The 21,382-nt window shown below is 38.4% G+C and carries 17 protein-coding genes; 9 read left to right on the top strand and 8 right to left on the bottom strand.

Annotated features, from left to right (window positions below; genetic code table 11):
- The first annotated feature begins 143 nt into the window (after positions 1 to 143).
- Together DV415_RS06160 and rnb are read left to right on the top strand one after the other, a co-directional pair.
- Entirely contained in the window at positions 144 to 932 is a 789-nt protein-coding gene (locus DV415_RS06160; protein ID WP_005644958.1) for an enoyl-ACP reductase FabI, read from the top strand.
- 65 nt (positions 933 to 997) lie between these two features.
- Complete coding sequence (rnb, locus tag DV415_RS06155; RefSeq protein ID WP_118790407.1) at positions 998 to 2,977, top strand: exoribonuclease II; 1,980 nt, start codon at positions 998 to 1,000, stop codon at positions 2,975 to 2,977.
- 60 nt (positions 2,978 to 3,037) lie between these two features.
- On the opposite strand, the gene gyrA is transcribed toward rnb, so the two are convergent.
- From gyrA to DV415_RS06130, 4 genes are all read right to left on the bottom strand, one after another.
- Positions 3,038 to 5,680 carry a DNA topoisomerase (ATP-hydrolyzing) subunit A gene (gene gyrA, locus DV415_RS06150; protein WP_118794449.1) on the bottom strand — a complete coding sequence of 881 codons (2,643 nt, stop codon included), beginning with the start codon at positions 5,678 to 5,680 and terminating at the stop codon, positions 3,038 to 3,040.
- A 516-nt stretch (positions 5,681 to 6,196) separates the two neighbouring features.
- A complete protein-coding gene (ycaO, locus tag DV415_RS06140; RefSeq protein ID WP_118794448.1) occupies positions 6,197 to 7,960 on the bottom strand; it encodes a 30S ribosomal protein S12 methylthiotransferase accessory factor YcaO in 1,764 nt (587 codons plus the stop codon).
- A gap of 117 nt (positions 7,961 to 8,077) precedes the next feature.
- Entirely contained in the window at positions 8,078 to 10,066 is a 1,989-nt protein-coding gene (locus tag DV415_RS06135; RefSeq protein WP_118794447.1) for a TonB-dependent receptor plug domain-containing protein, read from the bottom strand.
- 24 nt (positions 10,067 to 10,090) lie between these two features.
- On the bottom strand, positions 10,091 to 10,567 hold the full coding sequence (locus tag DV415_RS06130) for a hypothetical protein (RefSeq protein ID WP_192879100.1): 477 nt from the start codon (positions 10,565 to 10,567) through the stop codon (positions 10,091 to 10,093).
- A gap of 153 nt (positions 10,568 to 10,720) precedes the next feature.
- On the opposite strand from DV415_RS06130, the gene DV415_RS06125 reads away from it, so the two are divergent.
- From DV415_RS06125 to gloB, 5 genes are read left to right on the top strand one after another with little or no spacing between them, the layout of a single operon-like run.
- On the top strand, positions 10,721 to 11,713 hold the full coding sequence (locus tag DV415_RS06125; RefSeq protein ID WP_118794446.1) for an iron ABC transporter substrate-binding protein: 993 nt from the start codon (positions 10,721 to 10,723) through the stop codon (positions 11,711 to 11,713).
- Complete coding sequence (locus DV415_RS06120) at positions 11,713 to 12,726, top strand: FecCD family ABC transporter permease (RefSeq protein WP_421798904.1); 1,014 nt, start codon at positions 11,713 to 11,715, stop codon at positions 12,724 to 12,726. The genes DV415_RS06125 and DV415_RS06120 overlap by 1 nt, the downstream gene beginning before the upstream one ends.
- Positions 12,726 to 13,490, top strand: a complete 765-nt coding sequence (locus tag DV415_RS06115) for an ABC transporter ATP-binding protein (RefSeq protein ID WP_118794444.1) — start codon at positions 12,726 to 12,728, stop codon at positions 13,488 to 13,490. The genes DV415_RS06120 and DV415_RS06115 overlap by 1 nt, the downstream gene beginning before the upstream one ends.
- Positions 13,487 to 14,293: a methyltransferase domain-containing protein gene (locus DV415_RS06110; protein ID WP_118794443.1), complete on the top strand. Its 807-nt coding sequence runs from the start codon at positions 13,487 to 13,489 to the stop codon at positions 14,291 to 14,293. Before DV415_RS06115 ends, DV415_RS06110 begins: the two co-directional genes overlap by 4 nt.
- Positions 14,294 to 14,344: 51 nt before the next feature.
- Positions 14,345 to 15,061 (top strand): hydroxyacylglutathione hydrolase, encoded by a 717-nt coding sequence (gloB, locus tag DV415_RS06105; RefSeq protein ID WP_118790414.1) that lies wholly within the window; start codon positions 14,345 to 14,347, stop codon positions 15,059 to 15,061.
- 49 nt (positions 15,062 to 15,110) lie between these two features.
- Here gloB and tehB read toward each other — a convergent pair whose 3' ends face one another.
- On the bottom strand, positions 15,111 to 15,971 hold the full coding sequence (gene tehB, locus DV415_RS06100) for an SAM-dependent methyltransferase TehB (RefSeq protein WP_118790415.1): 861 nt from the start codon (positions 15,969 to 15,971) through the stop codon (positions 15,111 to 15,113).
- Positions 15,972 to 16,083: 112 nt separating this feature from the next.
- Positions 16,084 to 18,132, bottom strand: a complete 2,049-nt coding sequence (metG, locus tag DV415_RS06095) for a methionine--tRNA ligase (protein ID WP_118790416.1) — start codon at positions 18,130 to 18,132, stop codon at positions 16,084 to 16,086.
- A 167-nt stretch (positions 18,133 to 18,299) separates the two neighbouring features.
- Between metG and DV415_RS06090 the strand changes: the two genes are divergently transcribed.
- Both DV415_RS06090 and apbC read left to right on the top strand, forming a co-directional pair.
- The gene (locus DV415_RS06090; protein WP_118790417.1) at positions 18,300 to 19,418 is read left to right on the top strand and encodes an acyltransferase family protein; all 1,119 of its coding nucleotides are present in this window, start codon (positions 18,300 to 18,302) and stop codon (positions 19,416 to 19,418) included.
- 123 nt (positions 19,419 to 19,541) lie between these two features.
- Positions 19,542 to 20,654 (top strand): iron-sulfur cluster carrier protein ApbC, encoded by a 1,113-nt coding sequence (gene apbC, locus DV415_RS06085; RefSeq protein WP_118790418.1) that lies wholly within the window; start codon positions 19,542 to 19,544, stop codon positions 20,652 to 20,654.
- Positions 20,655 to 20,690: 36 nt separating this feature from the next.
- Here apbC and DV415_RS06080 read toward each other — a convergent pair whose 3' ends face one another.
- Positions 20,691 to 21,047 (bottom strand): type II toxin-antitoxin system PemK/MazF family toxin, encoded by a 357-nt coding sequence (locus DV415_RS06080; RefSeq protein WP_239990909.1) that lies wholly within the window; start codon positions 21,045 to 21,047, stop codon positions 20,691 to 20,693.
- Positions 21,047 to 21,316 (bottom strand): AbrB/MazE/SpoVT family DNA-binding domain-containing protein, encoded by a 270-nt coding sequence (locus DV415_RS06075; protein ID WP_118782235.1) that lies wholly within the window; start codon positions 21,314 to 21,316, stop codon positions 21,047 to 21,049. Before DV415_RS06075 ends, DV415_RS06080 begins: the two co-directional genes overlap by 1 nt.
- Positions 21,317 to 21,382 lie beyond the last annotated feature (66 nt).

Here is a 21,382-nt window from a genome sequence, read left to right as displayed (position 1 = left end):
TTTCGCTGATTTTAGGTTTTTGCTCAAACGAATTTGTAAATAAAGTGCGGTTGGTTTTCTTAGAAATATTGGTCTGCTTTGTACAAAGACAAATTTTCGCTTATACTACGCAAGTTTTTTACGCTAACAACATAGGAAAAATTATGGGTTTCTTAACAGGTAAACGTATTTTAGTAACTGGTCTTGCAAGCAATCGTTCTATCGCTTACGGGATCGCAAAATCAATGAAAGAACAAGGTGCAGAACTTGCTTTCACTTATTTAAACGATAAATTACAACCGCGCGTAGAAGAATTTGCCAAAGAATTTGGTTCTGATATCGTGCTTCCTTTAGATGTGGCAACCGATGAAAGCATTCAAAATTGCTTTGCAGAATTAAGTAAGCGTTGGGATAAATTTGATGGTTTTGTTCACGCAATCGCATTTGCGCCGGGCGATCAATTGGATGGTGATTATGTAAACGCAGCAACTCGTGAAGGTTACCGTATTGCTCACGATATTAGCGCATACAGCTTCGTTGCAATGGCACAAGCGGCACGTCCTTATTTAAATCCAAATGCAGCATTATTAACCCTTTCTTACCTAGGTGCAGAACGTGCAATTCCTAACTACAATGTTATGTGCTTAGCGAAAGCGTCTCTTGAAGCTGCAACGCGCGTGATGGCTGCGGATTTAGGTAAAGAAGGTATTCGTGTGAATGCAATCTCTGCTGGTCCAATCCGCACTTTGGCAGCATCAGGCATTAAAAACTTCAAGAAAATGCTTTCTACCTTTGAGAAAACCGCTGCATTACGCCGCACTGTTACTATCGAAGATGTGGGTAACTCAGCGGCATTTTTATGCTCTGATTTAGCATCGGGTATTACTGGTGAGATCGTTCATGTTGATGCAGGTTTCAGCATCACCGCAATGGGCGAATTAGGTGAAGAATAATTTTTCTTACATTCTTTTTTAGGCAGGCTTTTCAGTCTGCCTTTTCTCTTTTTTAAAATATAACTATGTTTCAAGATAATCCTTTACTCGCACAGCTTAAACAACAAATCCACGACAGCAAAGAGCATGTAGAAGGCGTGGTAAAAAGCACAGATAAAGCCTATGGTTTTTTAGAGTGCGATAAGAAAACCTATTTCATCGCGCCGCCTTCAATGAAAAAGGTGATGCACGGTGACAAAATCAAAGCCACTATTGAAAAGCAAGGTGATAAAGAACAAGCCGAGCCGGAATCCTTAATTGAGCCAATGTTGACTCGTTTCATTGCAAGAGTGCGGTTCAATAAAGATAAGAAATTGCAAGTTTTGGTTGATCACCCAAGCCTTAACCAACCGATTGGCGCACAACAAGCTAAATCCGTTAAAGAAGAGCTGCAAGAAGGCGATTGGGTGGTCGCGAATTTAAAAACGCACCCATTACGTGATGATCGTTTTTTCTATGCCACTATTAATCAATTTATTTGCCGCGCTAATGATGAACTCGCCCCTTGGTGGGTAACATTGGCACGTCATGAGCAATCTCGTCATCCTGTGCAAGGGGCTGAAAGTTATGAAATGTTAGATCAACAAACTCGTGAAGATCTGACCGCACTTCATTTTGTGACTATCGACTCAGAAAGCACAATGGATATGGACGATGCCTTATATATCGAGCCTATTGAACAAAATGGTGAACAAACAGGTTGGAAATTAGTTGTAGCGATTGCGGATCCAACTGCCTATATTGCGTTAGATTCTCGAATTGAAAAAGATGCGAAACAGCGTTGTTTCACTAATTATTTACCAGGCTTTAACATTCCCATGTTGCCACGTGAATTATCTGATGAATTATGCTCATTAATGGAAAATGAAACTCGTCCAGCGCTTGTTTGTTATATCGAAACGGATCTTGAAGGCGATATCACGGCTAAACCGCATTTTGTTTCGGCTTATGTTCAATCTAAAGCGAAATTGGCTTACAACAAAGTGTCGGATTATTTAGAACAGGCAGATAACGCATGGCAGCCCGAAACATCAGAAATTGCACAACAAATTGATTGGTTACATCAATTTACTAAAGCACGTATTCAATGGCGTAAGACTCATTCTCTGTTATTTAAAGAAAAACCGGATTATTCTTTTGTGCTCGCTGAAAACGGCAAAGTGGCAGAAATCAAAGCAGAATATCGTCGTATAGCCAATCAAATTGTCGAAGAATCGATGATTATTGCGAATATCTGCGCAGCACAATTTTTAGACGAACAGGCAAAAACAGGGATTTTCAACACCCATAGCGGTTTTGATAAAAAATTCTTAGAGAACGCGCACAATTTCTTAATGGCAAATTTAGCCAATGAACAAAATCAAGGGGAATTGGCAGAATGTTATTCCGTAGAAAATCTGGCGACATTAAAGGGCTATTGCCAAATGCGCCACGATATTGAACCCATCGAAAGCGATTATTTAGAACTGCGTTTACGCCGTTATTTAACTTTCGCCGAATTTAAATCAGAATTAGCACCGCACTTTGGTCTTGGTTTAGAAGGCTATGCCACTTGGACATCACCAATTCGTAAATATTCTGATATGGTGAACCATCGTTTAATTAAAGCCGTGCTCACCCAACAATCTTGCGAAAAACCACAAAATGAAGTGCTGACCCGTTTGCAAGAAGCCCGCCGCCAAAATCGCCTAGTGGAACGTGATATTGCAGATTGGCTATATTGCCGTTATCTTGCTGATAAAGTGGCATCAAATGCTGAATTTGATGCGGAAGTGCAAGATGTGATGCGTGGTGGATTACGTGTGCAATTATTAGAAAATGGCGCCTCAATGTTTATACCTGCTTCAACTTTACATAACAATAAAGATGAAATGCAGGTGAATTCTGATGAGATTGCCCTTTATATTAAAGGTGAGCGTATTTATAAAATAGGCGATATTGTGAAAGTGAAACTTACAGAAGTGAAAGAGGTAACTCGCAGTATTGTCGGCGAAATTGTTCAATAAAATTGTTCTTCTTTAAACCGATTTTCAGTGATTGAAAATCGGTTTTTTATTTATAATAGATTATTCTTCAGAACCGCTTTCTTCCAAAGAATCTTCTTCATCTGCATCACAAACACGTTCTAAACTTACTACATGTTCATCATCTGCAGTACGAATTAAACGAACACCTTGCGTGTTACGACCTACAATACTCACTTCGCTTACGCGTGTACGAACAAGAGTTCCTGCATCAGTGATCAACATAATTTGGTCTGTTTCTTCTACTTGAGTTGCGGCAACGACTTTACCATTACGCTCACTCACTTTAATTGAAATCACACCTTTTGTATTACGTGACTTAGTTGGGTATTCACTTAACTGTGTGCGTTTTCCGTAGCCGTTTTGTGTTGCGGTTAAAATGGCACCTTCACCTTTTGGCACAACGAGGGAAACCACTTTATCGATATTTAAGTCTAATGATGCTTCAGTATTGTCATCAGAAATTTCTTCAATTTCTACCGCACTTTCATCGTCAGAAATATCGTTTGTTAAAGCCAGTTTGATACCGCGAACGCCTGTTGCTAAACGTCCCATTGCACGAACAGCATTTTCTGTAAAACGTACCACGCGACCTTGTGATGAGAACAACATTATTTCGTTGCTACCATCGGTAATATCTACGCCGATTAATTCATCTTCGTCACGTAAATTCAATGCGATGATACCGTTTGAACGTGGACGGCTAAATTCGGTTAAGGCGATTTTCTTCACAATACCGCCAGCAGTTGCCATAACTACGAATTTATCTTCTTCGTAAGCAGAAACTGGTAAGATTGCAGTAATACGTTCGTTTTCTTGTAACGGAAGAATATTCACAATTGGACGACCGCGTGCGCCACGGCTTGCTTGTGGAAGTTGATATACTTTCAACCAATATAAACGGCCACGGCTAGAGAAGCAGAGGATCGTATCGTGAGTATTTGCCACCAGTAATTTTTCGATGAAATCTTCTTCTTTCATCTTCGTTGCAGATTTGCCTTTACCGCCACGGCGTTGTGCTTCATAGTCAGTTAGTGGTTGGTATTTCACATAGCCTTCGTGAGAAAGCGTCACAACCACGTCTTCTTGTGCGATTAAATCTTCTAAATCAATATCGCCAGAAGCTGCGGTAATTTCAGTTAAACGATCATCACCAAATTGTGCTTTTACTTCTTCCAATTCTTCACGAATCACTTCCATTAAGCGTTCTGCGCTACTTAAAATATGAAGAAGATCCGCAATTTTAACTAATAATTCTTCATATTCTTTTACAACTTCTTCAAACGCAATGCCAGTTAAACGATGTAAGCGAAGTTCTAGAATTGCGTTTACTTGCGCTGGCGATAAGTAATATTGTTCGCCTTGAATACCAAGATTTTCTTCTAAATCATCGGGACGCGCAGAAACATCAAGAAGATTAATAATGTCGCTATGTAACGTCCAAGAGCGTGAACTGATTGCTGTTGCAGCCTCTTCACGGTTTTTAGAGTTACGAATGATCGCAATCATTTCATCGATATTAGAACGAGCAACCGCTAAACCTTCCAAAATGTGCGTACGTTCACGCGCTTTGCGAAGTTCAAAGATAGAACGACGAGTCACCACTTCACGGCGGTGTAAAACGAACGATTCAATGATTTCTTTAAGATTAAATAAACGTGGCTGACCGTGATCCAATGCCACCATATTGATACCAAAGGTCACTTGCATTTGAGTAAGCGAGTAAAGATGGTTTAATACTACTTCACCTACTGCATCACGTTTAATATCAATTTCAATACGAATCCCTTCTTTGTTTGAAAGGTCAGTAATATTGCTGATGCCTTCGATTTTTTTCTCGCGAATTAATTCGGCGATTTTCTCGACTAATTTTGCTTTATTTACTTGGTATGGCAATTCAGACACGATAATTTGTTCGCGTCCTTTTTCGTTGGTTTCTACCGTTGCGCGAGCACGAACATACACTTTACCACGACCAGTACGATAGGCTTCTTCAATTCCTTTGCGACCATTAATTAATGCCGCGGTTGGGAAGTCTGGTCCCGGAATATGCTGCATTAATTCATCAATGGTAATTTCATTGTTGTCGATATAAGCCAAACAACCATTTAATACTTCATTTAAGTTGTGAGGGGGAATGTTAGTTGCCATCCCTACCGCAATACCAGAAGAACCATTTGCTAAAAGTGCTGGAATACGAGTCGGCAATACATCTGGAATCATTAATTCGCCGTCATAGTTTGGCGAGAAATTGACGGTTTCTTTATCCAAATCCGTAAGCAATGCTTGCGTAATTTTTTGCATACGCACTTCGGTATAACGCATTGCAGCGGGCGCATCACCATCAATTGAACCAAAGTTACCTTGCCCATCAACCAACATATAGCGAAGTGAGAATGGTTGTGCCATACGAACGATTGTATCGTATACAGCCAAGTCACCATGCGGGTGATATTTACCGATTACATCACCCACAACACGCGCTGATTTTACGTATTTTTTATTGGCGGTATTGCCTTCGCGATCCATTGAGAATAGTACGCGGCGGTGAACAGGTTTTAAACCATCTCGAACGTCAGGTAATGCACGCCCAACGATAACCGACATCGCGTAGTCAAGGTAGGAAGATTTGAGTTCTTCTTCGATATTGACAGGGGTGATAGATGATTGGATTGAATCCGTCATTGGTATTCCTTTTTTGATCAAAAATTGTGGCGGATTATAGCATAAAGGTATGTTTTTTACATTAGGATTTCGCCTAATGGAGACCTACTTTTTCTTTGCTTTGCCAAAGAAAAAGTAGGCAAAAAGAAAGGCAACCCTGCTTTTCCTTATTTCCTTTGTTCCATTGAATTTGTTTAACGGAAATTTTCTAAACTCGCTGCGCTCAAACAGACGAAAATTTCCTACAAATTCAATTACACAAAGGCGGAAAAGAAGGGATTATTTTTAAGTGCGTGTAAAATTTTAAATATTTTTATAGTGCTTAGATAAACTAAAATCCCCATATAAATCGCCTTTGCGACTTTCAATTTTTAGGCAATTTTCGTCTGTTTGAGCGCAGCGAGTTTAGAAAATTGCCGTTAAGAAAATTGAAATAAAGCAAAGATTAGCGATTTAATTGGGGCGTGTTTTCTTTGCCTACTTTCTTTTACACGAGTAAAAGAAAGTAGGTCGTCGTCAGGCGAAATCCTGACCTAATTATTTCCAATTTTCACGCTTCGCTTTTTGCAACTTCCCATAAGCCCCTAGCAATGCCTGATGTTCTTTAAAGTTTTCCAAATTTTCATCACTTGCAGGAAGATTGTAGAACGGATTACCACTTTCAGAGACAGCTTCCCAAGCTTGTTTAACCGCATCTTTACCATACATTTTCTCAAACACTGAAAGATATTGCGCTGGTTCGCGATTTTCATCTAAATGTAATTCAATGATGGAAATTAATGCGCGGTAATAATTCACGCGTTCTGTGGTGAATACGGAGCTATTCATATTCAGCGTCCAGTTAGCCCAATCTAATGCTTGTTCTAATTCACCTAATGCAAGGTAGAGCATAGATTTTAATTCACCGATGCGTAAGGTTGTCCAGCCGCTATTTTTAGGTGCAACGATGCCGATAAATTCACGCACGCGAGTCGCGTCGTCAATATCTTGTCCGTCTAATTCTTCTAATAACTCTTGATAAGTTTCCGCATCGTGATGCCAGTTTGGTAAATCGAGTAAAATTTCGCGCCAATCCATTCCCATATTGTTGTTGGCGTAAATTAAATCGTCCGCAGGATAAATATCAGACATGCCTGGCACAATAATACGGCACGCATAGACATCCAAATGGCTGTAATCCATCACGTAAACTTCTTTTTCATCCGCACGGAAAATTGCCATTAAATTATTGTATTCTTCTTGCGTTGTACCACTGAAATCCCAATCAGCAAATTCATAATCAGGCGTTTCTTTGAATAAATCCCAAGAAATTAAACCGCTCGAATCAATAAAGTGGGTTTCTAAATTAGCGTGTTCAGCCACATCATCGTTATTGAAAGATGGCGGTGAGAAAACATCTAAATCTTTCAAGCTACGACCTTGTAAGAGTTCAGTCACCGTACGTTCTAATGCTACTTGGAAATTTGGATGTGCGCCGAAAGAGGCAAAGCACGTGCCGTTATTCGGATTTAATAATACGACGCAAATAACAGGGTATTTTCCGCCAAGTGAAGCATCAAAAGCATAAATTGGGAAACCTTCTTCCTCTAATTTTGCAATGGAAGCCTGAATAGATGGATAGCGATCCATCACCGATTTTGGAATTTCTGGCAGACTGATCGCTTCAGCGATAATTTTATTTTTCACATAACGCTCAAAGACTTCTGACAAGCCTTGCACACGTGCTTCAAATTTTGTATTGCCCGCGGACATGCCATTTGAGACATAAAGGTTGGCAATAATACTTTGTGGAATGTAAACGGTTTGTTCGTCCGATTGACGAACATAAGGCATCGCTACGATCCCACGATCATAATTGCCAGACTGTAAATCTACCAATAATTCAGGCGTAAGCTCGGCATTAGGATCAAAATAATCCAATAAATAATCATCTAAAATGCCATTAGGCAGTAAGGCATCGTCTTCAATCGGGAACCATTTTTCATTGGGATAATGCACGAAATCGCCATTTGCAATCTCTTGCCCTAAATAGAAATCAGCAAAGAAATAATTAGTGGAAAGACGCTCAAAATATTCGCCAAGAGCGGAGGCTAACGCCGCTTTTTTGCTTGCCCCTTTACCATTAGAAAAACACTGCGGGCAGTCTTTATCGCGAATATGCACAGACCATACATTTGGCACAGGATTCAGCCACGATGCCTCTTCAATATTAAAACCAAGTGCGGTCAATTTTTGTTGAAATTTTGCAATGCTATCTTCTAATGCGGCATCTTTGCCAGGGATAAACGTTTGTTCTGTCATTTTTGTTCCTAAATAAGAAAAAAGTGCGGTGAATAATAGGGGAGTTTTAATAGCGGGGCAAGATTTTTCGGCAAAAATAAACCCCGAAAAACTTCGGGGTTTTCTACCGCACTTTTCTTAGAATTGATAGCGCATATTTGAGAAGAATAGACGGCCTTCTTCTGGATAGCCCGCTTGATAGTAGTAGTTTTTATCAAAGATATTTGACACACCCGCTTCTAAGCTAAGTTGTTTGGTGGCGTTATAAATCACTTTAGCATTTGTGTTACCAAAACCTGAAAGTTTTACAGTTTTAGCATCATCTAAATAATAGCGACCGTGTTCCGCTTCTTGACTGATATAAAGCGCAACACTTGGTACAATTCTCCAATCCACATAAGCAAAGAATTTGTGTTTTGGAATATCTGTGACGATAAGATGTTTCGTTTTATTTTTTGCTTGAGTGTAGGTGTAGTTTGCACCAAGGGTTAAATTATCAGTGGCAAAAATGGACGCTGCAAGTTCAGCACCTCGAAAGATTTCTTTACCAACATTTTGCTCTTGGCTGACGCTATGAGTAATTGCAACTGTATCAATCGCATCTTTCACTTCGGAATAGAACAATGCACCATCTAATCTTAACCAATCACCGAAAGTACGCATATAACTGGCTTCATAATGGTAAGCCGTTTCAGGGCTTAAGAATGGATTGGGTTCTGTTCTACCAAAGCGACGGGAATAACGTTCTTTCATTGTGGCAAAGCGAGTTTTTTTCGCGAAGCTAAGTGAAAACTCGTCATTTTTATCAAAGTTATGTACGAGTTTAACTTGATAATTAAGCGCCTGTTTATTACCAATATCAAAAGGACAAATTGTGTTCTTTTTACCTGTTTTTTTACAGTTCTTTTCATATTGCTCTGCACGATTAGATTGGCGATAGTCGTAGCTTACGCCTGTGATCAATTTTGTTTGCTCAGTAAAAGCATAAGCATTTTCTAAGCCAAAACTATAAGTGCGGTCTTTATCAACTTCAACAGGATCATTGTTGTTATGCGCACGGTGAACATCATATTTCACAATGGTAGAAAATTTTAAGCTATCTTTTGTAGTTAAATCACCCCCTAAGTCAAAACTCGCGCCATAGGAATAGTCTCGGTAAAAACTATTGAAAGCATATTTTTTAGTCTGTTTGGTGAATGTTTCATCATCAAAAGAGCGCAAATCATTTTTGAATGAATCGTAGAAGACTTTTGTATTCAAGTAGAGATTGTGTGCATCAAATTCAGTATGGGATAGGAAATACATACTATCTTTATCCCATATTGGCCAACGCCAGTATCTTCCAGAACCATCTTTACCTGAATAAAGCGGTGACTGCTTATTCCCTTTTTGCGTAGAAAGTACCAAGGCATATTCATCAGATTTGTTTGGGGTAAAGGCCATTTTTAGGCTTAGTTTTTTATCTCGTTGAATAGAGTTTTCAGCTCTGCCGCCGTCATCTCCTTTTGGATTGATTTGTTGATAATGACGAGAGAGTTGAGCACCTTGTTTTTCGAGGAATGAGCCACTTAATTGTGCGTAGAACAATTCTTGTTTAGTGCCTAAGTTAAAATAAGTTTGGTTTGTTCCCGTATTGCCACTTTTACCATGGGAAAAGCCATAGCCAATAGTGCCTTCTAATTCTTTTGTTGGTTTTTGAGTGATAAGGTTTACTGCACCACCTAAGGTATTGGCACCATATAATACGGAGCTTGCCCCTTTGGAAATATCAATGCGAGATAGGTCAAAAATTGTAAAACGCCCCATATCCATACTGCCATCATAAGGTACATAAACAGGGATACCATCAATAAATACAGGTACTCGTCGCGCATTAAAACCACGCACGAGTAAATTATGTTCGTTACGTGCTCCGCTGCGTTCTAAGAAAACGCCTGGTGTGGATTTCGCAACATCCGAAACGCGAATTTGATTGTTTTTTTGTAAATCAGATTGTTCGATTCTGCTGGTACTTAGGTCGGTGCTATTTTCACCAATTACTTCAATTTGACCAAGAGTGAAAACATTATCTGCATAGGCAGGTAAACACGCCAAACCAATGGCGGTGCAAAGTAAGGTTTTTTTCATATTAAGATCCTTCTTTGATTAGAGTTAAAGTAAAGTTGGATTGAACCGCACTTTCAACGCAATCGTAATTGCGGCGAAAATTTTTTCATCGTTGAGAGGAAAGTTTTCGCGTAAAGTGCGGTGGGAATCAGTTATGTTTATTTGAGCTTGTGATAATTCATTTAATAAAATTGGGAGAGAAAGATTAAGTTGCTCGGCGATTTGTTGAATAGAAAAATGCTCGAAAGTCATCATCAAGCGATCTAAATTGCAGTAAGAAGGCATGCGATTATGTGTGATAAGATCGGCAAATTGAGTGTTGATTTTTACCCATTTCTTCTTACGGCTATAAAAATGCAGTAACAAACCAAATATGGTAAATCCAGCAAAGAAAAGATGGATGTCTAAGGCTTGAGCAAAAGGAAAGCCTAACCACATTGAAATGCCACTTGCAACAACAAAAAGCAAACTTAAGGCTAATCCCCACACTAAGAAAAATTTATAAATCACTTCAAATTTCATTGAATTATCCTTTTCTGCGAAATAAACTTATGTAACAAAATATACAACGGTTTCTATTATAGAACTATTTTGTCTATTTTTGCTACGTTATATTTAAATAAATATAGCGATGTTGTAAAATTCGCCATTATTTCTCATTTTTAAGGAGCTAAAATGAAAAAAATACTTACGATTTTCACCGCGCTTTTTGCTTTGCAAGTGAGTGCTCAAGATTTAACTTATCAAGCAGGCAGCTTGCCTGAACCAGCCAAAATTGAAAAAGTATTAAGCGCAGGTAATCCCAGTGATGTGTTGTTACTTGCCGTTGCGCCTGAAAAATTAGCAGGCTTTGCTGGCTTTAAAATGGAATCAAAGGCAGGTGTATTGTTTGACGGTGAGATTAAAAAATTACCCACACTCGGTAAAATTGCAGGAAAAGGCAGTACACTTTCTGCAGAAAAAATCGTTGCGTTAAAACCTGACTTGATTATTGATGTGGGGAATGTTGCGCCGAATTATAAAGATCAAGCTGACCGCACTTTTGCTCAAACTCAAGTACCTTATTTGTTGTTAGATGGCAGATTAAGTGAAACGCCTGCTTTATTGCGCAAATTAGGCAAATTGCTTGGTAACGAAAAACAAGCTGAAGCACAAGCCAAATATGCGGAAGAAACCCTTAAACAAGCCCGCGATTTTGCTAAACAACATCATAAAACAGCCTATTTAGCGCGTAATGCGGATGGCCTGCAAACTGGTCAAAAAGGTTCGATTCATACGGAAGCAATGGAATTGGTTGGATTAGAAAACGTCGCAGAGGGAGATCAAAAAGGATTAACTCAAGTTTCAATGGAACAACTTTTATTGTGGAATCCTCAAATGATTTTCACCCAATATGATGAGTTTTATAAAGCGCTTGAAACCAATCCTCAATGGAAAGAATTAAGTGCGGTGAAAAATCAGCAAGTTTTCTTTGTGCCGCATACACCATTTGGTTGGATTGATTCGCCACCAAGTTTAAACCGTTTATTAGGCGTGCGTTGGTTACAACATATTTTGAGTGGCAAGGCGAATGCCGACTTTGTGCCTGAAATTCAAAGTTTCTATAAATTGTTTTATCACATTGACTTAAGCAACGAGCAAGCGCTTAAGTTGTTTCAAGTAAAATGATGAGATCGACTTTTCTTTTACGTTCGCCTCGTTTGTTTTTTGTCTTGTTAGTGGGATTGTTGCTTGGCAGTATTTTACTTGCTTTGAATGTGGGGAAATACCCGCTTTCGCCTAGCCAACTTTGGGAGACAATAAGCTGTTCGTTTAGCGGGCAATGTCAAGGAAATACGGAACAAACAGTACTGTGGCAAATTCGTTTGCCACGTATTTTTGCTGCTTGTTTTATAGGTGCTGCACTTGCTTGTGCGGGCGCAACTTATCAGGGTATGTTTAAAAATCCGCTTGTTTCGCCAGATATTTTAGGCGTTTCAGCGGGCGCAGGTTTTGGGGCAAGTTTGGCAATTTTTTATAATTTGCCAATGATTTATATCCAACTCTTTGCTTTTAGCGGTGGCATTTTAGCTGTGTTATGTGTATCGCTCATTGCCTCTAGTAGCCGCACTCAAGATCCTATTTTGGTGTTAGTGCTTTCTGGAATTGCAATTGGTTCTTTACTTGGCGCAGGCATTTCTTTGTTAAAAATTCTTGCCGATCCTTTCACCCAATTACCTTCAATCACTTTTTGGCTGCTTGGTAGCCTGACGGCTATTAATCAACAAGATTTAATTCAACTGATCCCGATGTTGTTGCTAGGGATTGTTCCCATTTTTTTATTGCGTTGGCGGTTAAACTTGCTGTCTCTTGATGAAGATGAAGCGCAAACGCTAGGCGTACCGATTAAACGTACTCGCTGGATTTTAATTGTATTTACCACACTTTGTACGGCAAGTGCGGTGGCAATGACAGGAATTATCGGCTGGGTTGGTTTGTTGGTGCCTCATATCGCCCGCTTGTTGGTGGGGGCAAATTTTATTCGTTTGTTGCCAACATCCTTATTGCTTGGTGCGTCTTTTTTATTGCTTACTGATACGCTGGCTCGCACGATTGCGCCGATTGAACTGCCACTCGGTATTCTGACTTCTGCGTGTGGCGCACCATTTTTCCTTTATTTATTAGCGCGAGGACAAAAATAATGTTACTCGAAACACAAAATCTTGCCATTGGCTATGAAGGAAAAATACTGGTTCAACATATCCAATTTACCCTAGAGAAAAATCAAATTTGTTGCTTGCTTGGTGCAAATGGTGCAGGCAAAAGTACGTTTTTGAAAACTTTACTTGGTTTACAACCGCCTATTGATGGTGAGATTTTTTGGCAAGGAAAATCACTTTCTGATTATTCACCAACAGAATTGGCTCGTCATATTGCTTATGTGCCACAAGCACATTCTCATTTATTTCCTTTTTTAGTGCAGGATATGGTGATGATGGGAAGAAGTGCTTTTTTGAAGTGGTATCAAACTCCGAAAAAATCTGATTTGGATTTAGCATTAATGGCGTTGCAAGAGTTAGAAATCGCTCATCTTGCGCAGCGTTATTATCATCAATTAAGTGGTGGCGAAAAACAGCTTGTGTTGATTGCCCGTGCGATTGCTCAGCAAGCCAAACTTTTAATTATGGACGAACCGACTTCCAGCCTTGATTTTGGTAATCAAATTCGAGTGTTAGAAAAAATAAAACAACTGCAAAAGCAAAATATTGCGCTTATTATTAGCACGCATAATCCACAACAAGCGGCATTCTTAGGGGATAATATTATGTTGCTTGATCAACAATTTGGCTTTCAACAAGGCGATAAAAAACATTTATTAACCTTAGAAAACTTGGCAAAAATTTACCGCACTTCGCCCGAACTTTTACATCAACATTTGAATAACCACATTGAAAAATCACTATGACTATTTACGACATCAATTTTGCTGAACTGTATCAACAACACTTAATCGCTTGTAATCATTACAACTTGCCTCCGACAAAATGGGATAAAAAAGCTGTGAAAATGGCAGAAAATTTGGTCGGCAAACCTTCTGCATATAATCAGCAATTATTGCAAGCTATGAATGTGCAATCCGATGAAACCGTGTTGGATATTGGCTGTGGGCCCGGTACCTTTGCTGTACCGCTCGCACAACAAGGTTCAACCGTATATGCCTTAGATTATAGCAATGGAATGTTAGATTGCTTGGCGCAGTTCAAACAGAAATTTGGTTTGCATAATTTGACAACATTTCATAAATCTTGGGCAGATAATTGGGATGATGTGCCACAAGCTGATGTGGTGTTGGCATCTCGTTCAACGTTGGTGGACGATTTGGACGATATGATCGAGAAACTTTGTGCGAAAGCGAAAAAACGTGTGTTTTTGACTTCTGTCACACAACGCCATTTCTTAGATGAGGGCGTATTTGAGGCGATTGGCCGTGAAGATATTGGTTTCCCCACTTATATTTATTTACTCAATCGGTTGTATCAAAAAGGCATTCAGGTAAATTTGAATTTTATTGAAACCGAATCGGGTTGTTTTCAAGGTGAAAGCTACGAGGATTTATTAGCCTCTGTGGAGTTTTCTTTAGGCGAACTTTCCGAAAAAGAAAAACAAGGTTTGAAAGCCTTTTACGATCGTAAACAAGCCAACAACGAGCCCATTTCTCACGGACAGAAAAAATGGGCGTTGATTTGGTGGAATGTGGATCGCATCTAATGTTTTAAGCGGAATCAATTTATTTTTCTATCACTAATTAAAAGGACGATTATGTTATTTGCTTTGCCTGCGCTGAATGATAACTACATTTGGCTTTATCAACGAGAAAATCTGCCTCTTATTATTGTCGATTTGCCTGAAACGGACAAGCTGTTTGCGTGGCTAGATAAGCAAAACGCAACGGTTGAAGCAGTGTTGCTTACTCACGAACATGAGGATCATACACAAGGTGTGTCAGCATTTAAAAAACATTATCCAACGGTGCCGATTTATGGGCCACAAGAATGTGAGAAAAAAGGTGCGACTCAAATTGTGAACGAAGGGAAGATCCTTACCGCACATTATCAAATTGATGTCATTCCGACTGGGGGACACACTAAACAGCACGTTAGTTTTTTAGTGGATAATCATTTATTTTGTGGTGATGCGTTATTTTCAGCTGGTTGTGGACGTGTTTTCACTGGTAATTATGCGCAGATGTTTGATGGTTTGCAGCGTTTGAATACATTGCCTGACGAGACGATTGTTTGCCCTGCTCACGAATATACCTTGGGGAATTTAGCATTTGCGGAAACCGTGCTGGTGGAGAAAAGTGAGGTAGAAAAAAGTGCGGTGGAAAAACAACGTATTTTTGTTGAAACACAACGGGCTGAAAATAAACCAAGCTTGCCAACAACCTTAAAACTTGAGCGAGAAGTTAATCCGTTTTTACAAGCAAAAACACTTGAAGAATTTACCGCACTTCGCAAAGCAAAAGATATTTTCTAAGTTATCTTTTTTATTGAGGCAAAGTGCGGTGATTTTTTAAATTAGCAGATTATTTCTTTCTCGCTAACATCGTAGCAAATTTCATTTTAATGCGATTGCCGTTTTCATCGGTTTTATGTAATTCGCCCATATTTTCGTTATATTCTAAAAATTCCCAATCTTTGTAATATTCTTTCAATTCGTTTTCAGCGAAAGTGAAAGAGAACGGAAGTGGGCAAGGCACATCATCTGTGGACATAGCTGCAACGATTAAATTATATCCGCCAACATTAGTGTGTTCTTGCATATTTTTAATGATTGACGGCACACGTTCACGATTTAAGAACATAAACACCACTGTTGAAACAATGAAATCGTAGTTTTCTTGAATATTGGCAGCGTTAATATCATAAAGTGCGGTAGAAATATTAAGGTTTTCTTTCTCTTTGGTTTCATTTAAAAAGGCAATGCTGTTTTCATTGTGATCCCAAGAGGTCACATCATAGCCCAATAAACTTAAATAAAGTGAATTACGCCCTTGTCCGCAACCTAAATCTAACACTTTACAAGGCGAGATAATTTTTGCTGCATCCACCACATCGCCGTGAGTGGCAGTCATATTGTATTTTTTACTGAAGTAATCTTCTTTTTTGCAATAGAAACCTAGAGTACATTCTAAGTCATCAGAAAGCGCTTCAATACGATGCCATGCTTGAGGTTCAACAAAAGGAATGTCACTTTCTGGGGTAAAAATATGCTCGGCAATGACATCGCCATTTTCGGTTAGCTCATAAAATTTGAGCTTACCTTTTAATACGGTTAATTTTCCCCAAGTGCCGACTTTTGTGTTGTGCTTTTCTTGGAACATTTGTGGTAATTTGTCTTTTGTCCACACTGGCATTTGTTTATAGCAGATTAATTCGTTTTTCATAATATTCTCCAAATAGATAAATAGTTGAGTGTTATAGTAGGTTATAAGCCACCTATTTTCAACAAGAAAATAAAAGGGCAACGTAATGTTGCCCTCATTTAGATTGAATAGATTATTTTACTTGCATACCTGCGGTGACACCGCTATCGGCAGATAACAAGAATAAATCACTACCGCCTGTCCCTGCGGATAGAATCATTCCCTCAGATACACCGAATTTCATTTTACGTGGTGCAAGGTTTGCTACCATAATCACAAAACGACCTTCTAATTCTTCTGGCTTATTGTAAGCCGCTTTAATGCCAGAGAAGACTTGACGAGTATGATCGCCAAGATCCAATTCAAAACGTAAAAGTTTATTAGATTCTGGCACCGCTTCGCATTTCAACACTTTTGCTACACGCATATCAAGTTTAGCGAAATCATCAATAGTGATGGTTTCTGCAATAGGTTCAACGGCAGAAAGTGCGGTTGGTTTTGCTTCAGTTTTTTCTGTTGCTTTATTGGCTGCGGCAAATAAGGCTTTGGTTTCTTCCACAACGGCATCAATTTGTTTTTTCTCTAAACGAGAGAATAAGGCTTTGAATGGTGCAAGGGTATGACTAAGCAATGGTTGATGAATATTATCCCAACGTAATTCAGCTTGTAAGAAGGCTTCTGCACGTTCTGCCAGTTTTGGAAGAACAGGTTTTAAGTAAGACATCAACACGCGGAAAAGCTCAATACCCATTGAACATACGGCTTGTAATTCTGCCTCTTTGCCTTCTTCTTTTGCAATCACCCAAGGGGCTTTTTCATCAATGTATTTATTAGCTTTATCTGTTAATGCCATAATTTCACGAATGGCTTTATTGTATTCACGGCTTTCGTAATAAGCGGCGATTTGCTCGGCTTGGGCGGTAAATTCTGCAAATAATGCTTCGTCTTCCAGTTTATTTGCAAGTTTGCCTTCAAAGCGTTTCGCAATAAAGCCTGCATTGCGTGAAGCTAAATTCACTAATTTGTTTACAATATCCGTATTTACACGTTGTACGAAATCGTCAAGGTTAAAATCTAAATCTTCAATGCGATCATTTAATTTTGCCGCATAGTAATAACGCAAACATTCAGGATCGATATGATTCAAATAAGTGCTGGCTTGAATGAAAGTCCCGCGAGATTTTGACATTTTCGCCCCATCCACCGTGACATAGCCGTGAGTGAATACATTAGTCGGTTTACGATAGCCGCTGCCTTCAAGCATTGCTGGCCAGAATAGACTGTGGAAATAAACGATGTCTTTACCGATGAAATGATAAAGCTCTGCATCGCTGCCTTCCGCCCAAAATTCATTGAAATCAATGCCTTCACGATTGCATAGATTTTTGAATGAAGCCATATAGCCGATTGGCGCATCTAACCAAACATAGAAGAATTTATCTTTTGCGCCCGGAATTTCAAAACCGAAATAAGGTGCATCGCGTGAAATATCCCATTGTTGTAAACCACTCTCAAACCATTCTTGCATTTTGTTCGCAATTTCAGATTGAAGTGAGCCAGAACGTGTCCATTCTTTTAACATGCCTTCAAATGCAGGTAAGTCAAAGAAAAAGTGTTCAGATTCTTTTACAACAGGTGTTGCACCAGAAACAGCTGAACGAGGATTAATTAAATCCATTGGGCTGTAAGTAGAAGCACAAACTTCGCAGTTATCGCCATATTGATCTTCTGCTTTACATTTCGGGCAAGTGCCTTTCACAAAACGATCAGGCAAGAACATATTTTTTTCAGGGTCGAATAACTGAGAAATAACTTTACTCTTAATAAAACCATTGGCTTTGAGTTTATTGTAAATTTCTGCGGTAAGCTGTTTGTTTTCTTCGCTGTGAGTGGAATGGTAGTTATCAAAACTAATATTAAAACCTGCAAAATCACGAATGTGATCGGCTTTTGCTTTGGCAATTAATTCTTCGGGTGTAATGCCCAGTTTATCGGCATTCAACATGATCGGCGTGCCGTGCGCATCGTCCGCACAGACAAAATGGATTTTATTGCCACGCATACGTTGAAAACGCACCCAAATATCCGCTTGGATATGTTCTAACATATGGCCTAAATGAATTGCCCCATTGGCATAAGGCAAGGCGCAAGTGACTAAAATTTTACGGGGTTGAGTTGTCATTTTTATTCTCTTTTTAGCATACAAAATTGTGCTTATCTTACTAGAAAAAAAAATGAGGGGCTAGTTTAAAGCTTGGTAAAATTCGATGAGAATTGAGTTTTTATTGCGTAATGAGTAGAATATCTCTATTTTTCACTAGATTTCCTAATATTTAGTTTATTTATACCATGAATACCCTAGTCACTACTTCAAAAAAATTTTATTCTCTACAATATATTAGAGGTTTTGCAGCATTAGCTATATTATTTTTTCACTTGAAAGCTTCATTAAATGGTGTTTATTCTCAAATTAGCTTAGGAGACTTGCTTTTTTCACAAGGATATTTGGGGGTTGATTTCTTTTTTGTATTAAGCGGATTTATTATTTGTTTTTCTACAGAAAAAGAAAGCTATGGATGGGGTGAGTTTATTATTAGAAGGTTTTTTAGAATTTATCCTTTACTTGTTATTTGTATAACTACATATTATTTAGTGATGAGAAATTATGATTTGCATTATTATTTTATTTCTGTGTTAGGATTTAACTTTAATTATCAAGCTTCTGCGCCTCATTTTGGTTATAATGTATTACCGTCTGCATGGTCGATTTCTTATGAGATAGTTTTCTATTTTGTTTTTTCTATAGCAATGGCTATTAATCATAAATATCGTGTGTATATCACTATTTTTTTAATTTTTCTTTTGTATCTTTCTTCTAGTTACTATTTTAATCATGATTTTCATTTATACTTTAGAGAGGGAGATAACAACTTAGTTGGAGAACATAATGTGTTGTATATATTTACCTCTTCAATGTTCTTTGAGTTCGTTTACGGCATGTTGATTTATTTGTTTTATAAGTATTCTAAAGGTTTTGTAGGGAAGTTAAATATAGTAAATGACTATCCAATTAAAGTTTCCTTTGTTTTATGTGGTATTTATCTGTTTTTCTTTATTTTGTCTAATGATAAAGATAACTTTTATTGGTTGCTGGAGACTGGGTTGTTTTCTGGTGGGGTTATTGCATCTTTATTTATTATTTTATGTGTTTTATATGAGGCTTTATTTAAAATGCCTCGCTCATCTTTATTAATATATCTTGGGGAAATATCTTATTCACTTTACATCAGTCATATGGTGTTTACTGATTTTATTTATCATAAGTTTCATATCGTAAAACAAAATGGCGTTGCTACCTTTTGTATGGTAACTATCTTATGTATTTTGATAGCTATGATTTTGCATCATACAATTGAAAAACCAATGATATCTTACTCAAAAAAGTTAGTTTTACGCATGAAAAATTAATTTTAATGAAAAGTGAGTAGTTGTTATCACTTTTTTCTAGTTTGAAAAACTTTAACTTAACATACCGCACTTTCCGTGATTAAATATGCCCGACAAATTTACTCTACTAAACAGGAAGTTATTATGGCAACCTACTTTTCTGATAATTTGACTGCCGAGCAGCAAAATCAAGTTCAGCAGATTATTCAACAATTTCAGCATCCAACCCTGCAAAAGGATCTGATTTCCCTTAATACTTTGAAAAAAGTGGAAAAGGGCGGTGATACTTTACGCATTGAATTGCAATTACCTTTTGCGTGGAATTCGGGTGCAGAACAGTTAAAACAAGCGGTTTCAGATGCGTTGTTGAAAGCAACAGATTGCAAAGCAATTAAATGGGCGGTGACCTATCAAATCGCCACACTTAAACGTGCAAATAATCAACCTGCTGTAAAAGGTGTGAAAAATATTATTGCTGTGAGCTCTGGTAAAGGCGGCGTAGGGAAATCATCGGTTTCTGTTAATCTCGCTTTAGCATTACAAGCACAAGGTGCACGTGTTGGGATTTTAGATGCGGATATTTATGGCCCTTCTATTCCACATATGTTAGGCGCAGCGGATCAACGTCCAACTTCGCCAGATAATCAACACATCACCCCAATTAAAGCACATGGTTTATCTGCAAATTCCATTGGCTTTTTAATGAATGAAGACAGCGCAACAATTTGGCGTGGCCCGATGGCGAGCAGTGCATTAAGCCAATTATTAAATGAAACCCTATGGGATAGTTTAGATTATCTTGTTATCGATATGCCTCCGGGCACTGGTGATATTCAACTTACCTTATCACAACAAATCCCTGTGACTGGCGCAGTGGTAGTGACAACTCCACAAGATATTGCTCTGCTTGACGCAGTAAAAGGTATTTCAATGTTTGAGCGAGTATCTGTACCGGTATTGGGCATTGTGGAAAATATGTCGATGCATATTTGTAGTAAGTGCGGTCATCACGAAGCGATTTTTGGCACAGGCGGTGCAGAGAAAATGGCGGAAAAATACAATGTGAAAGTATTAGCTCAACTTCCTTTACACATTCGTATCCGTGAAGATTTAGATGCTGGCAACCCAACTGTTGTGCGAGTGCCTGAAAATGAAATTTCACAAGCGTTCTTACAACTTGCAGAAAAAGTCTCTACAGAACTTTACTGGCAAGGTTCCGTAATTCCAAGTGAGATTTTATTTAAAGAAGTGAAATAATCAAAAAAGATAGGGCTGCATTTGCAGCCCTTTTGTTTATTGTGGATCAATTAAATCAACAAGTTTCATAATAACTTCATCGATTAAATAATCTTCTGCTTTTGTAGCAAATTTTGCCTGTCGTTCTTCTAAATCTAATGCTCTTAGTTGGTGGCACAAAATAACACCAGTTATTTTTCCTGATTGAGTGCTATTTCCGTCAAGAGTAACTGTCACACTTTGTGAACGTGCAGCATTTCCACCTGTTGAAATTGGGCAACAAAGAGCCGTTCCTAATGCTTTGTTTAATAACTCATCAGTTATGACAATAAAGTAATGTGGGCTACGTAATTCCTTTCCTTTTGTTGGATCGGGATCAATGTACCAAATTTCACCTTTTTTTGGGGCTCGCATTACCATACTTCTTTCCCTACAGCTTTAGAGCTAGTGAGTTCTGAGATTGATGCATTTAAGTTTGCTATTTCTTTGCTATCAATAGCAGTTAATAATTCCGCAATGCTTTTTCGTCCTCTTGATTTTCGTTTAACTGGGGTAAGCACAACTTGTTCTCCTTGCGGTTCTAAATTGATTTTATTTCCAATTTCCCAGCCCATTTTTTGTAATATTGCCATTGGAACAGTTAAAACTGCGGCACCACCTTGTTGTCTTAATGTCGCTTGCATGATGATCTCCTAGATTAAAGTGCTACTTTGTGTAACATTGTAGTGCAAATAAAAAATAAAACAACT

This window comes from Haemophilus haemolyticus (assembly GCF_003490595.1).
In the GTDB taxonomy this organism is placed as follows: Bacteria; Pseudomonadota; Gammaproteobacteria; order Enterobacterales; family Pasteurellaceae; genus Haemophilus; species Haemophilus haemolyticus_L.
Note: the sequence above shows the minus strand (reverse complement) of the source record. Positions and strands in the feature narration are given on the sequence as shown.

Excerpts from the sequence above, each read along its gene's own strand:
- DV415_RS06160 (WP_005644958.1), top strand. The coding sequence starts at position 144 with ATGGGTTTCTTAACAGGTAAACGTATTTTAGTAACTGGTCTTGCAAGC.
- rnb (WP_118790407.1), top strand. The coding sequence starts at position 998 with ATGTTTCAAGATAATCCTTTACTCGCACAGCTTAAACAACAAATCCAC.
- gyrA (WP_118794449.1), bottom strand. The coding sequence starts at position 5,680 with ATGACGGATTCAATCCAATCATCTATCACCCCTGTCAATATCGAAGAA.
- ycaO (WP_118794448.1), bottom strand. The coding sequence starts at position 7,960 with ATGACAGAACAAACGTTTATCCCTGGCAAAGATGCCGCATTAGAAGAT.
- DV415_RS06135 (WP_118794447.1), bottom strand. The coding sequence starts at position 10,066 with ATGAAAAAAACCTTACTTTGCACCGCCATTGGTTTGGCGTGTTTACCT.
- DV415_RS06130 (WP_192879100.1), bottom strand. The coding sequence starts at position 10,567 with ATGAAATTTGAAGTGATTTATAAATTTTTCTTAGTGTGGGGATTAGCC.
- DV415_RS06125 (WP_118794446.1), top strand. The coding sequence starts at position 10,721 with ATGAAAAAAATACTTACGATTTTCACCGCGCTTTTTGCTTTGCAAGTG.
- DV415_RS06120 (WP_421798904.1), top strand. The coding sequence starts at position 11,713 with ATGAGATCGACTTTTCTTTTACGTTCGCCTCGTTTGTTTTTTGTCTTG.
- DV415_RS06115 (WP_118794444.1), top strand. The coding sequence starts at position 12,726 with ATGTTACTCGAAACACAAAATCTTGCCATTGGCTATGAAGGAAAAATA.
- DV415_RS06110 (WP_118794443.1), top strand. The coding sequence starts at position 13,487 with ATGACTATTTACGACATCAATTTTGCTGAACTGTATCAACAACACTTA.
- gloB (WP_118790414.1), top strand. The coding sequence starts at position 14,345 with ATGTTATTTGCTTTGCCTGCGCTGAATGATAACTACATTTGGCTTTAT.
- tehB (WP_118790415.1), bottom strand. The coding sequence starts at position 15,971 with ATGAAAAACGAATTAATCTGCTATAAACAAATGCCAGTGTGGACAAAA.
- metG (WP_118790416.1), bottom strand. The coding sequence starts at position 18,132 with ATGACAACTCAACCCCGTAAAATTTTAGTCACTTGCGCCTTGCCTTAT.
- DV415_RS06090 (WP_118790417.1), top strand. The coding sequence starts at position 18,300 with ATGAATACCCTAGTCACTACTTCAAAAAAATTTTATTCTCTACAATAT.
- apbC (WP_118790418.1), top strand. The coding sequence starts at position 19,542 with ATGGCAACCTACTTTTCTGATAATTTGACTGCCGAGCAGCAAAATCAA.
- DV415_RS06080 (WP_239990909.1), bottom strand. The coding sequence starts at position 21,047 with ATGCGAGCCCCAAAAAAAGGTGAAATTTGGTACATTGATCCCGATCCA.
- DV415_RS06075 (WP_118782235.1), bottom strand. The coding sequence starts at position 21,316 with ATGCAAGCGACATTAAGACAACAAGGTGGTGCCGCAGTTTTAACTGTT.